This window comes from Bradyrhizobium sp. 25ACV (assembly GCF_054863005.1).
This window is the reverse complement of record NZ_JAVAYO010000013.1, coordinates 221,431-233,362: the sequence shown is the minus strand read 5'-3', so window position 1 is coordinate 233,362 and position 11,932 is coordinate 221,431. Positions and strand designations below refer to the sequence as shown.

Here is an 11,932-nt window from a genome sequence, read left to right as displayed (position 1 = left end):
GTTTTGGTTTACCGTTAGATGCACAATAGTGCATCTTTTTGGATGCGTCTAGCCCTTAACCCCCGACGCATGCACTTTGTTTCATGCAGTTAGCCAAGACCGCACAATCGCGCCCAGCGCGATCCAGTCGGCCTTCGCGAGCTGCGGGCGGCCGATCTTGGCCTGGAGCAGCGCCACCAGGGCCGTGACCGGAAAGCTCTCGACGAAGCCGTCGCCGCCGCTTGCGACCTTGCGCGCGCTCAACGCCCGCAGCTCGGTCAGAGCGTCGCCGAACAGGCGCGCGGCCGAATGCGCCTTCTGCATGCGCAGCCGCAGATTGGCATTGGCGATGTGGATGCAGGCGCGCAGCAGGATGCGTTCGCGGCCGCTCTGCGGGGCTGCGGCCCACACCGTCTCCAGCACCTCCTGCGCTTCCCAGAAATAGCCGCGGTCGTTGAGCGCGAGGCCGTAGCGCAACGCCGGATGGCGGGCCGGCACGTAGCCACGAAAGGCCGAGGGCACCAGCGCCTTGGCCAAGCGAAGCGTCTCGTCATCGGCCTCGATGGCGCCGGTCTCCCCCGGGACATAGGCCCATTGCGGCCATGGCAATCGGCCGGTCGCATGTGAAGGCACATTCATGGATGTGCCTCCGCATGGTCATGCGGCGCGTACCTGGAGTCCCTGATCGTCGCGCAGGGCCGCTTTTGCAAATTGCTCAATCGCGTCAAGCGTCGCCCCCGGCGCTTCACGATGCGGGGAATGGCCCGCGTCTGAAATGACTTTAAAATCTACCGGACAGTAACACTCTTCCTGCGCAATTTCGACCTGACGCAGTGTCCCATATTGGTCGCCTGCACCTTGCACGACCAGAATGGGAACGCGGATATAGGCCAGATATTCCGAGATGTCCCAGTCGCGGAATTTCGGATCGAGCCAGGCGCCGTTCCAGCCGTAGAAGGCGTTGTCGACATCCTTGTGCCAGCGCGCCAGCTTGGCCTTCAGGTCCGTGGTCTCGAAGCTGGTCTTGATCGCGGCGATGGATTTCACCGAGATGTCCTCGACGATGAAATGCGGCGCGATCAGCACGAGGCCGCTCAGGCGGTGATCCTGATGCGCGCCGGCATAGATCGTCGCGATCGAGGCGCCGTCGGAATGGCCCAGCAGCAGGCCGCGCTTGAACTGAATCGCATCGAGCAGCTTCGGCAGCACGTCCAGCGCCTCGCGCTGCATGTAGTCGAGCGGCCGCGGCAGCGCGGCCGGGCTCGACTGGCCGTAGCCGGCGCGCGAATAGGCGAAGATGCCGGCACCGGTGGCTTGCTGCAGCTTCTCGGGAAAATCGCCCCAGAGCCCGACCGAGCCGAGGCCTTCGTGCAGCATGACGATGGTCGGTGCGTCGGCCGATGCAGGCGCGAGCCATTTATATTCGAGGCTGGCGCCATCGACGCTGAGGAAGCCGGTGGGGGTGAGGGTCATGGTCTTATTCCTGTTCGCTTCGTCTGCACCCTCCCCTGGAGGGGGAGGGTCGGCTCACATCGAGCGCAGCGAGATGTGAGACGGGGTGGGGTGGCAGTCTCTCAGCGGATGCGGTGCCCGTGTGGAGAGATCACCCCACCCCGCTTCGCATTGCGCTTCGCTCCATGCGACGCGACCCTCCCCCTCCAGGGGAGGGTAAGCAAGCGCGTCCGCCGCCTGCACCATCAATTCGCCCCTTCCCGCAGCTTGAACCGCTGGATCTTTCCCGTCGCCGTCTTCGGCAGGGACTCCACCACGTCGATCCAGCGCGGATATTTCCACGGGCCGATCTTCTGCTTGACGTGCTCCTTCAGCATTTCCTGAAGATCGCTCGTCGTCGCGCCCGGCCGCAGCACGACGAAGGCTTTTGGCTTCAACAGCCCTTCCGGATCGGCCTCGGGCACGACGGCGGCCTCCAGCACGGCGGGATGGGTGATCAGCGCGCTCTCGACCTCGAACGGCGAGACCCAGATGCCGGAGACCTTGAACATGTCGTCGGCGCGGCCGCAGAAGGTGTAGCGGCCGTCAGCGTCGCGGACATATTTGTCGCCGGTGCGGGTCCACGGTCCCTCAAAAGTGCGGCGGCTCTTGTGGCGCTGATTCCAGTAGCCTTCGCCGGCGGAGGGCGCATCGACCAGGAGCTCACCGACCTCGCCGTCGGCAACATCTTGCCCGGCCTCATTGACGAGCCGCACCGCATAGCCCGGCACCGGCTTGCCGGAGGAGCCGTATTTGATGTCGCCGGGCGCGTTCGACAGGAAGATGTGCAACAGCTCGGTCGAGCCGACACCGTCGAGGATGTCGACGCCGAAACGCGCCTTCCAGCTGGTGCCGACGGATTCCGGCAGCGCCTCGCCGGCCGAGGTGCAGATGCGCAAGGCGCCGCCGCCGCGCTCGGCCTTCATGGCCTCGTCGTTGAGCATGGCCGCGAACAAGGTCGGCACGCCATAGAAGATCGACGGCTTGTAGCGGTTCATCAGGTCGAACATGCGCGCCGGCGTCGGGCGCTCGCTGTTGAGGATCACGCTGGCGCCGACCGACATCGGGAAGGTCAGCGCATTGCCGAGCCCGTAGGCGAAAAACAGCTTGGCAGCGGAGAGGCAGACGTCGCTCTCGCGGATGCCGAGCACCTGCTTGGCGTAAGTGTCCGCGGTCGCCTGCAAATTGGAATGGATATGGCGCACGCCCTTGGGCATGCCGGTCGAGCCGGACGAATAGAGCCAGAACGCCGGCTCATCCGGATGCGTCGCGGCGGTGGTGAACTGATCACTCTCGCCCGCGATCTCCTCGGCGAGCTGCTTGTGGCCGTTCTGCTTGGCGCCGGAGACCACGACATGCTCGAGATCGGGCATGCGGCCGACGACGTCCTTGATAACAGGGTAGAGCGCCTCGGAGACGAACAGGACGCGCGCGCGGCAGTCGGCGAGGATGTAGGCGTATTGGTCCGCGGTCAGCAGCGTGTTCAGCGGCACCGGCACGATGCCGGCGCGGATCGCACCCAGGAACACGATCGGGAAGTCGACCGTATCGAGCATGATCATCGCCACCCGCTCCTCGCGGCGGACGCCGAGCCGGCGCAGCATGTTGGCGGCGCGGCAGCTCTGGTGCTGCAGCTCGCCATAGGTGAGCCGCGAGACGGTGTCGTCGAAGGCCAGCTTGTTGCCACGGCCCTCCCTGACGTTGCGGTCGAGCAGCCAGGTCACCGCGTTATAGGATCCCTCGCTCACGGACTTCTCCCCGAATTTGGAATTATAATTCATAGAAAGACACCGTAGCGGCTTGCTGTCAATGCTAGCAGGCATTATGTTTCATTAAAATGCGCCGCAGGACATCCTTCAAGAAGACATCCCTTAAAGAAGGCTCATGACCGAAAGTCCCGACGCCGAATCCCGCTTCCTCGAACAGCTCGGCCAGCGCGTGCGCACCATGCGCGCGTTGCGCGGCATGTCGCGCAAAGTGCTGGCCAAGGTATCAGGAATCTCGGAGCGCTACATCGCGCAGCTTGAAAGCGGCAAGGGCAATGTCTCCATCGTGCTGCTGCGCCGCGTCTCCGACGCGATGGGCGCGCATCTCGAAGACCTGCTTCCCAGTGCCGATCCGACACCGGACTGGCAGATGTTTCGCGACCTGCTGCGCAAGGCCACGCCTGCGCAGATCGCGCAGGCAAAAGATCTGCTCGCCGGCGGCAGCGCCTCGGCGCCGCGGCGTGCGCCGTTCTGCGGCATCGCGCTGATCGGCCTGCGCGGCGCCGGAAAATCGACGCTCGGTCGAATGCTGGCGAAGAAGATCGGCTGGAGTTTTGTCGAGCTCAACAAGGAGGTCGAGCAGCAGAACGGGCTCTCGGTCGCCGAGATCATCGCGCTGTACGGCCAGGAAGGCTTTCGCCGCATGGAGCAGGCAGCGCTGCAACAGCTGCTCGCGCGCAACGAGTTGATGGTGCTGGCGACCGGCGGCGGCATCGTATCCGAGCCTTTGACGTTCGACCAGATCCTGACCTCGTTCTACACGATCTGGCTGAAGGCCGAGCCCGAGGAGCACATGGCCCGCGTCCGTCGCCAGGGCGATTTGCGTCCGATGGCCGATGATCGCTCCGCAATGGCGGAGCTGCGCAACATCCTGCTCAGCCGCGAGCCGCTGTACTCGCGCGCGACGGCAGTGGTGGATACCGCGGGCCTCTCCGTCGATGCAGCGGCAGCACGGCTGATCGATGCGGTTCGGCCGGTGCTGCAGAACGAGGCCCGCAGCTTCGGCCTGCGCAGCGTGGCGCTGTAGGCGAGCTGCATCGAAACGCTCTGCTGTCGTCCCTGCGAAAGCAGGGACCCATACCGCGTGATCTATCGGTCGCGCGCGCCGCCAATCCCGAACGACCAGTCTTCGCCAAACTGCTCTCTGGGGGTATGGGTCCCTGCGTTCGCAGGGACGACAGCGGAGATTTGTGATCGAGCTGCGATCATCATATATGCAGGCCCAGCAGCAAACATCCGGACCACCAATGACCTCCACCGACGTCACCACCTCCATGTTCGAGCGGATCGGCGGCAGCGCCACGATCGACCTTCTGGTCGACCGCTTCTACGACCGCATGGACACGCTGCCGGAGGCGACGATCATCCGCGCGATGCATGCGGATGATCTCGGCCTGATCAGGGACGTGCTGAAGCGCTATCTGAGCGAATGGACCGGCGGACCGCGCCTCTACACGCCCGAGAAGGGCCATCCGCGGCTGCGCCAGCGCCACATCGGTTTTGCCATCGGCGATGCCGAGCGCGATGCGTGGATGCTCTGCATGCGCAGCGCGATGGAGGAGACGGTGACCGACATGGCGGCGCGGCAGGAGCTCGACAAGGCGATATCGGGCCTCGCCGACTGGATGCGTAACCGGCAGTGAGAGGATGGCAGCGCCTCGACGCAATTCGAAGGCGCATCATGGAGCCGTATCGCGTGATTTGAGTTCCGCGGCGATCGCCTGCTAAGCTCCAGGCATGACCGATATCCTTCCCGATACTATCCGCCGTCTCTACACCGATCCCGGCGAGTACATCGACAGCGACCATCCGGCCGTGCAGCAATTTGCGGCCGACGCGGTGCGCGCGGATGCGAGCGCGCGCGAGAAGGCGAGCGTGCTCTACAAGGCGGTGCGCGACGGTATCCGCTACAATCCCTACGTCAGCATGCGTGTCGCCGAGACGTTTCGTGCCTCGAGCGTTCTCGCCGCGGGGCAAGGCTATTGCGTCGGAAAGGCCGCGCTCTATGCCGCCGCCTGCCGCGTCCACGGCATTCCCGCACGGGTCGGCTTTGCGGACGTGAAGAACCACCTCACCACCGAGAAGCTGCGCGCGAGCATGGGCACGGACATCTTCACCTGGCACGGCTTTACGGAGGTGCATGTCGATGGCGCCTGGCGCAAGGCGACGCCAACCTTCAACGACACGCTGTGCGCCAAGGTCGGCGTGGCCCCGCTCGATTTCGACGGCCATACCGACGCGCTGCTGCATCCCTTCGACGGAGAAGGCCGCGCCTACATGCAATATGTCAACGACCGCGGCACCTATCACGACGTGCCCGCGAAGTTCCTGATGCGCGAGATGGCGCGCGATTACGCCAACATGCAGGGCGAGGATCTGTCCGGCCGCGACATGGAGCGCGAGGCGGAAGCGCAGTAGAGCGCGGAGCCGTAGCCCGGATGAGCGAAGCCACATCCGAGACTCGCCATGACTTTCCCGGGTATCGCTTCGCTCACCCGGGCTACGACACTGCAAACGTGCCGATAAACTTGGCGCCATGCTGCGCGCGAACGAATGGGACGCACGATGGACGCACCTGCCGATGTCATCCGTCGACCGGCCTCGCCGCGCCTCGCGCGGCTGATCTCCAGCATCTCGTTCTACCGCGAGCGCGGCCTCGGCTTGTCGGCCTTCCGGCACGCCGCGCCGCTTGCGCTGCCTCTCCTGGTGAATCTGGGAACGCCCTTCCGTATTGCCCTCGGGCACCAGCCGGATCGTGCCGACGCGCAGCCGAGTTTCGCGGCGGGTCTGTTTCCCGGGCCGGTCGTGATCGAATCCGACGGCCGCGCCGAATGCGTTCAGGTCGATTTCACGCCGCTCGGGGCGTATCGCTTCTTCGGAGGCGCCGTGCCCGATCTGACCGCGCGCATGGTCGGCCTCGACGACATTCTGGGACGGGATGGCGAGAACCTCCGGGCCAGGGTGGCCGACGCGGTCGGCTGGCAGCGGCGATTCGAGATCGTGGAAGACTTCGTGCGTCGCCGCGCCGTGCACGAGCCCTCGCCTGCGGTGGCTTTCGCCCTGGAGACGCTCTGGCGGGGCGCGGGCGCGCTCAGGATCGCCGACATCGCCTCCGACATCGGCTGGAGCCGCAAGCATCTCACGCGCCGCTTCCACAACGAGATCGGCGTTGCGCCGAAAACGCTGGCGCAGATGCTGCGCTTTCATCGAGCCTGCGCGCTGGCCCGGACGGATGGCACGGGCGGCTGGGCGGCCATTGCCGCGGACGCCGGCTATGCCGACCAGGCACATCTCGCGCGCGATTTCCGGATCTTCAGCGGCGAGACGCCGACCGGATGGGCCGCGCGGCTCGACGTCGTCGATCCTCGCCTGATGCGCGACGGCGGGGGCTAGCGCCAAAACAGCGGCCAGACGGCGCGAGACGGTCAAGTCCCATTTGTTCAAGCCGGCCGCCGTGATCCGAACTAGGGTCAGCTCTGCAGCAAGCTTGCAAGCACTTGCATCGCTTGTACCGAACCTGGAGAGTTTCATGAACCAGCCGAACGGCTATGAAGCGCCGCGCCTCTACCACACCATGCGCTGCAAGGATACGGAGGCGATGATCGCCTGGCTGAAGAACGTTCTCGGCTTCGCCGAACGCGTGGTGTACCGCAACGAGGGCACGGTCATTCACGCCGAGCTGGCGTTCGGATCGTCGATCCTCATGCTTGGCGCGCATCGCGACGACGCCTACGGCAAACAAGTTGGTGACATCGGCGGCCGGCGGACGGATGCCGTCTATCTGGCCGTTGATGATGCCGACGCGCTCTATGAGAAGGTGAAAGCCGCTGGAGCACAGATCGAGATGGAGCCCTACACAACCGACTATGGCAGCCGCGATTTCGCCGCGCGCGATCCGGAGGGCGGCCTCTGGAGCTTTGGCACCTATTGGCCCAAGGTCGGCGAACAGCCGCTCGCCGGATAGGTGGACGCTCACGTCAGCCACTGCTCGGTGGCCGCGGCTCGAGCCCAGCCGCATCCGCGCCGAGAATGCGGGCGGCCGGGCCGTCTTACTTGCTAGATCGACCAGTAGTTCGGATGCTGATAGGGCCGCGAGCGGTCTCCCCAGTCGAACTCATCGCCATCGAATTCGCAGGGACCGCTGCTCAATTGCTCCGACGTCAGGTCGACCTGGAAAGCCTGACGTGCCGGATCATATTTCAACGCGGTCCACTGCACGGGATAATGGTGATGCGTCCCGAGCAACCTGCCGGTCTTGACCACCGCGTAAGCGACCGTTCCACTGACCTTGTCGAGCATCAATCGCTCGATCGTGCCGAGCTTCGTGCCGTCACACCCATAGACGGCGACGTGTTCGACGCGATCACTGGGAACCATGGTGTGTTGCATGGCATACTCCCTGGGTTCTTGCGTTGCGGGCATTATAGTCCTGTAGCCCGGATCAGCGAAGCGACATCCGGGGTCTTGCGATGCTTCCCGGGGTATCGCGACGCTCACTCGGGCTACAGCTAGAGCAGCTGCGAACGCACCGACTCCGCGCCCTCCTGCAACAGCGGCAAAAATCGATCGATCAATTCCTGCGCCGGCACACGGTCGACATGGGCGCCCATGTTGATGGCGGCGACGATCACGTCGTCGTAGCGGCGCACCGGAACCGAGATCGACCGGAAATGCGGCTCGGCCTCGCGGTCGACCAGTGAATAGCCCTGCCCGCGATCGGCGACGATGCGCGCGAGCAGCGCCTTGGCGTCGGTCTGCGTCTGCGGCGTCAGCGCCTGGCGCGTCATCGCCTCCAGGCGTGCGGCAAGGTCGGCATCGTCGAGCTGGCCGAGCATGGCGCGGCCGACCGAGGTGCAGGACGCCGGCAGGCGATAGCCGATCTCCAATCCGCCCGAGAACACGCGCGCCGGGCTGCCGCGGGCAATGAACACGACGTCATCGCCGTCGAGCACCGCGAGCGAGGATATTTCATTTGCCGCCGTCGCAACGCGATCGAGCACCGGCTGAAGCACGGCGACGAGCTGGTTGGATCGCAAGTAGGACGCAGCAAGCGTCAGCACATGCGGCGTGAGCGAGAATAGCTTGCCATCGCCGCTGACGAAACCGCCGCGCTGCAGCGTGAACAGCATGCGCCGGGCGGTGGCACGCGGCAGGTCCGCGGTGCGCGCGAGATCGCTCAGCGTCATCGGGCCTGCCGTCGTGCCGAAGCATTGCAGCAGGCGCAGGCCGCGATCGAGGGCCTCGACAAAATCCGTCGCGCGCTCGTCGCTCTCACTGCGCTTCAGCTTGGGCATGCCCGGGACAATCCTGCAAAATAGTGCTTGCTGCTGCTTCAAGGCATGTCATAATTCGCCCATTCGTTCAATAGGCGAACAAACGCCATTCCACAAAAGGATGCTACTGCCATGATGAGCCAGGAGCAGAACGACCTGATCACCCGCACCGGTCCGAAGGACCCCTGCGGAAAGCTGATGCGGAGCTACTGGCAGCCGGCGGCGCTGGTGGATGAGCTCGAAGGCGATCGTCCGATCCGACCCGTCAAACTGCTGGGCGAGAACCTGGTGCTGTTTCGCGACGAGACCGGACGCTACGGCCTGATCGACCGCCACTGCGCCCATCGCGGCGCCGACCTCGCCTTCGGACGGCTCGAACATGGCGGTCTGCGCTGCGCCTTCCACGGCTGGCTGTTCGACGCCACCGGCCAGTGCATCGAGACGCCGGCCGAGCCGAAGGATTCAAAACTCTGCCAGAACATTCGCCAGCGCTCCTATCCCGTGGTGGAGAAGAGCGGCATCCTGTGGGCCTATCTCGGCGAGGGTGAGCCGCCGGCCTTTCCGGAGCTCGATTGCTTCGTCGCCCCTGATACTCACACCTTTGCGTTCAAGGGCCACATGGCCTGCAACTGGCTGCAGGCGCTCGAGGTCGGCATCGATCCCGCGCACGCCTCCTACCTGCATCGCTTCTTCGAGGACGAGGACACGTCCACAGCCTACGGCAAGCAGTTCCGCGGCGCCTCCGCCGGCAGCGATCTGCCGATGACGAAGATCCTGCGCGAATACGACCGCCCGATCATCAATGTCGAGCACACCGAATACGGCCTGCGGCTGATCGCGCTGCGCGAGATCGACGAGGAGCGCACCCATGTGCGCGTCACCAACCAGCTCTTCCCGCACGGCTTCGTCATTCCCATGAGCACGGAGATGACGATCTCGCAGTGGCACGTGCCGATCGACGACGAGAACTGCTACTGGTACGCGATCTTCACCAGCTATTCGAACCCGGTCGACAAGCAGAAGATGCGCGACCAGCGGCTCGAGCTCTATGAGCTGCCCGATTACAAATCGCGCAAGAACCGCGGCAATGATTACGGCTTCGATCCACACGAGCAGCAGACCGCGACCTATACCGGCATGGGCACCGACATCAACGTCCACGACCAGTGGGCGGTGGAATCGATGGGCGCGATTCAGGACCGCACCAAGGAGCATCTCGGCTCGAGCGACAAGGCGATCGTGCAATATCGCCGCCTGCTGCGACAGGAGATCGAGAAGGTTTCTGGCGGCGAGAAGCCGATGCTGTTCCTGGACGAGAGCAGAGCTCGCAGCATCCAGGGACCGGCCACCATGGACGGCATCGGGCCGACCCAGGGGTGGGAGCTCTACTGGATGGAGGTCGACGTCAAGCGCCGCCGCGGCGCACCTTGGGCCGCACCGGTGCCGAAGGAGATCGCGGACAACGTGCACCGGCTGACGGCGGCGGAGTGACGTTCATGCACCGGACCCGTAGGGTGGGTAAAGGCGCAAAGCGCCGTGCCCACCATGCTTTCGTTCAGATGATAGACTACGTGGGCACGCTTCGCTTTGCCCACCCTACGGCAGCTGAAGGAGTGGTGAAGTGACTTTCGTCGCGCGTCATGCGCTGTGGTCGGATGAGCAGAGGGACGCGGCGTCGCGCATGCGCCGCATCGTCGAGGAGAAGAACCTCGAGGTCATTCGCCTCGCCTTCCCCGACCAGCACGGCATCCTGCGCGGCAAGACCATCATCGCCTCCGAGGCGATCGCCTCGCTCGAGAGCGGCTGCTCCATCACCACGACCATGCTCGCCAAGGACACCTCGCACCGCACGGTGTTTCCGGTGTTCACCGCGGGCGGCGGTTTCGGCATGAAGGAGATGGAGGGCGCGGCCGACGTGCTGATGGTCGCCGACCCCACCACGTTTCGGGTTTTGCCGTGGGCGCCGACCACGGGCTGGGTGCTGTGCGACCTCTACTTCAATGACGGCCGCCCGGTGCCGTTCGCGACGCGCGGGCTCTACAAGCGCGCGCTGGACGAACTCGGCACGCGCGGACACGATTTCGTCGCCGGGCTCGAGGTCGAATTCCACATCTTCAGGCTCGACGACCCGCATATGCGGCCCGAGGACGCCGGCCAGCCGGGCACGCCACCATCAGTGAGCCTGCTCAGCCACGGCTATCAATATCTCACCGAGCAGCGCTTCGATCAGATGGAGCCGGTGCTGGAGATCCTGCGCCGCGACATCATCGCGCTCGGGCTGCCCTTGCGCTCGGTCGAGGTCGAGTTCGGGCCGAGCCAGTGCGAGTTCACCTTCGCGCCGCGGAAGGGGATCGAGCCCGCCGACACCATGGTGCTGTTTCGGAGCGCCGTGAAGCAGATCGCGCGCCGCCACGGCTATCACGCCACCTTCATGTGCCGGCCGAAACTGCCGAATGTGTTCGCGAGCGGCTGGCATCTGCACCAGTCGATCGTCTCGCGCGCGAGCGGCGAGAATCTGTTCATGGTGAAAGACGGCGGCGAGCCGCTCAGCGCCTTCGGCCGCTCATACCTCGCCGGCCTGCTCGAGCACGCCCGTGCCTCGACCGTGTTCACCACCCCGACCATCAACGGCTACAAGCGCTACCGCTCCTATTCGCTGGCGCCGGACCGCGCGATCTGGGGCCGCGACAATCGCGGCGTGATGATCCGCGTGCTCGGCGGCGCCAATGATTCCGCAACGCGCCTGGAGAACCGCATCGGCGAGCCCGCCGCCAATCCCTATCTCTACATGGCCTCGCAGATCCTCTCGGGCCTCGACGGCGTCGACCGCAAGCTCGATCCCGGTCCCTCCGCCGACACGCCCTACGAGACCAAGGCGCCGCTGCTGCCGAAATCGCTGCGCGATGCAGTCAGCGCGCTGAAGGACGATCCGTTCTTCCGCGAGAAATTCGGGCCCGAGTTCGTCGACTACTACACCCACATCAAGAACGCCGAGATCGACCGCTTCCTGTCCGAGGTGACCGACTGGGAGCACCGCGAATATTTCGAGGTGTTTTGATAGGGATATGCCTCACGTCGGCGTGAGGCGACTTCGTCCTCCCTGTTCCGACGACATCACTCCGCTCTGCGAAGAAGCCGTTTTTCATGCGCCTCGAAAACTGCCGGAAAGAGACGGGGTCTAGATTACCGCTCCATGATCAACAGTGGAGTTCGGTCATGTGGGATCAATTGTTCAGTCTGATCTACCGCTTGTCCTGCCGGTCCACCCTGATCGAGATCGGCACGCACCGTCTATCGCGCTAACAGCGGGCAGGTCGGACCAGGTAAGACGGGTTGACCAAAGCGCCGAAAGCCAAACGCCGGCAGCGGTCGGGCGAAGCCCGCGTCATCCGCGAACTGCACCGTCACGGGATCCATGGTGAT

At 64.8% G+C, this 11,932-nt stretch carries 12 protein-coding genes; 7 read left to right on the top strand and 5 right to left on the bottom strand.

Going from position 1 to position 11,932, the window contains the following annotated elements:
• Positions 1-81: 81 nt before the first annotated feature.
• The 3 genes from RAD04_RS27625 to RAD04_RS27615 form a co-directional block, all read right to left on the bottom strand.
• Positions 82-618 carry a DUF309 domain-containing protein gene (locus RAD04_RS27625; protein WP_461626315.1) on the bottom strand — a complete coding sequence of 179 codons (537 nt, stop codon included), beginning with the start codon at positions 616-618 and terminating at the stop codon, positions 82-84.
• Between the two features lie 18 nt (positions 619-636).
• Positions 637-1,452, bottom strand: coding sequence for an alpha/beta fold hydrolase (locus RAD04_RS27620; RefSeq protein WP_461626314.1), 816 nt, complete (start codon positions 1,450-1,452; stop codon positions 637-639).
• Between the two features lie 224 nt (positions 1,453-1,676).
• The gene (locus tag RAD04_RS27615; RefSeq protein WP_461626313.1) at positions 1,677-3,218 is read right to left on the bottom strand and encodes a benzoate-CoA ligase family protein; all 1,542 of its coding nucleotides are present in this window, start codon (positions 3,216-3,218) and stop codon (positions 1,677-1,679) included.
• A gap of 136 nt (positions 3,219-3,354) precedes the next feature.
• On the opposite strand from RAD04_RS27615, the gene RAD04_RS27610 reads away from it, so the two are divergent.
• The 5 genes from RAD04_RS27610 to RAD04_RS27590 all read left to right on the top strand — a co-directional run bounded on the left by RAD04_RS27610 (position 3,355) and on the right by RAD04_RS27590 (position 7,200).
• Positions 3,355-4,263: a helix-turn-helix transcriptional regulator gene (locus RAD04_RS27610; RefSeq protein WP_461626312.1), complete on the top strand. Its 909-nt coding sequence runs from the start codon at positions 3,355-3,357 to the stop codon at positions 4,261-4,263.
• Between the two features lie 220 nt (positions 4,264-4,483).
• Positions 4,484-4,879, top strand: a complete 396-nt coding sequence (locus tag RAD04_RS27605) for a group II truncated hemoglobin (RefSeq protein WP_461626311.1) — start codon at positions 4,484-4,486, stop codon at positions 4,877-4,879.
• A 94-nt stretch (positions 4,880-4,973) separates the two neighbouring features.
• Positions 4,974-5,654, top strand: coding sequence for a transglutaminase-like domain-containing protein (locus RAD04_RS27600; protein ID WP_091965862.1), 681 nt, complete (start codon positions 4,974-4,976; stop codon positions 5,652-5,654).
• A gap of 147 nt (positions 5,655-5,801) precedes the next feature.
• On the top strand, positions 5,802-6,629 hold the full coding sequence (locus RAD04_RS27595) for a helix-turn-helix domain-containing protein (protein WP_461626310.1): 828 nt from the start codon (positions 5,802-5,804) through the stop codon (positions 6,627-6,629).
• Between the two features lie 136 nt (positions 6,630-6,765).
• On the top strand, positions 6,766-7,200 hold the full coding sequence (locus RAD04_RS27590; protein WP_461626309.1) for a VOC family protein: 435 nt from the start codon (positions 6,766-6,768) through the stop codon (positions 7,198-7,200).
• A 92-nt stretch (positions 7,201-7,292) separates the two neighbouring features.
• Here the strand turns inward: RAD04_RS27590 and RAD04_RS27585 are convergent, their stop codons facing one another.
• Together RAD04_RS27585 and RAD04_RS27580 are read right to left on the bottom strand one after the other, a co-directional pair.
• Complete coding sequence (locus RAD04_RS27585; RefSeq protein ID WP_461626308.1) at positions 7,293-7,625, bottom strand: PRC-barrel domain-containing protein; 333 nt, start codon at positions 7,623-7,625, stop codon at positions 7,293-7,295.
• 119 nt (positions 7,626-7,744) lie between these two features.
• Positions 7,745-8,530 (bottom strand): IclR family transcriptional regulator domain-containing protein, encoded by a 786-nt coding sequence (locus RAD04_RS27580; protein ID WP_461626307.1) that lies wholly within the window; start codon positions 8,528-8,530, stop codon positions 7,745-7,747.
• 111 nt (positions 8,531-8,641) lie between these two features.
• Between RAD04_RS27580 and RAD04_RS27575 the strand changes: the two genes are divergently transcribed.
• Together RAD04_RS27575 and RAD04_RS27570 are read left to right on the top strand one after the other, a co-directional pair.
• Complete coding sequence (locus tag RAD04_RS27575; protein WP_461626306.1) at positions 8,642-10,000, top strand: aromatic ring-hydroxylating dioxygenase subunit alpha; 1,359 nt, start codon at positions 8,642-8,644, stop codon at positions 9,998-10,000.
• A 130-nt stretch (positions 10,001-10,130) separates the two neighbouring features.
• Positions 10,131-11,567 carry a glutamine synthetase family protein gene (locus RAD04_RS27570; protein WP_461626305.1) on the top strand — a complete coding sequence of 479 codons (1,437 nt, stop codon included), beginning with the start codon at positions 10,131-10,133 and terminating at the stop codon, positions 11,565-11,567.
• Positions 11,568-11,932 lie beyond the last annotated feature (365 nt).

Excerpts from the sequence above, each read along its gene's own strand:
- RAD04_RS27580 (WP_461626307.1), bottom strand. The coding sequence starts at position 8,530 with ATGCCCAAGCTGAAGCGCAGTGAGAGCGACGAGCGCGCGACGGATTTT.
- RAD04_RS27575 (WP_461626306.1), top strand. The coding sequence starts at position 8,642 with ATGATGAGCCAGGAGCAGAACGACCTGATCACCCGCACCGGTCCGAAG.
- RAD04_RS27610 (WP_461626312.1), top strand. The coding sequence starts at position 3,355 with ATGACCGAAAGTCCCGACGCCGAATCCCGCTTCCTCGAACAGCTCGGC.
- RAD04_RS27595 (WP_461626310.1), top strand. The coding sequence starts at position 5,802 with ATGGACGCACCTGCCGATGTCATCCGTCGACCGGCCTCGCCGCGCCTC.
- RAD04_RS27590 (WP_461626309.1), top strand. The coding sequence starts at position 6,766 with ATGAACCAGCCGAACGGCTATGAAGCGCCGCGCCTCTACCACACCATG.
- RAD04_RS27625 (WP_461626315.1), bottom strand. The coding sequence starts at position 618 with ATGAATGTGCCTTCACATGCGACCGGCCGATTGCCATGGCCGCAATGG.
- RAD04_RS27600 (WP_091965862.1), top strand. The coding sequence starts at position 4,974 with ATGACCGATATCCTTCCCGATACTATCCGCCGTCTCTACACCGATCCC.
- RAD04_RS27585 (WP_461626308.1), bottom strand. The coding sequence starts at position 7,625 with ATGCAACACACCATGGTTCCCAGTGATCGCGTCGAACACGTCGCCGTC.
- RAD04_RS27605 (WP_461626311.1), top strand. The coding sequence starts at position 4,484 with ATGACCTCCACCGACGTCACCACCTCCATGTTCGAGCGGATCGGCGGC.
- RAD04_RS27620 (WP_461626314.1), bottom strand. The coding sequence starts at position 1,452 with ATGACCCTCACCCCCACCGGCTTCCTCAGCGTCGATGGCGCCAGCCTC.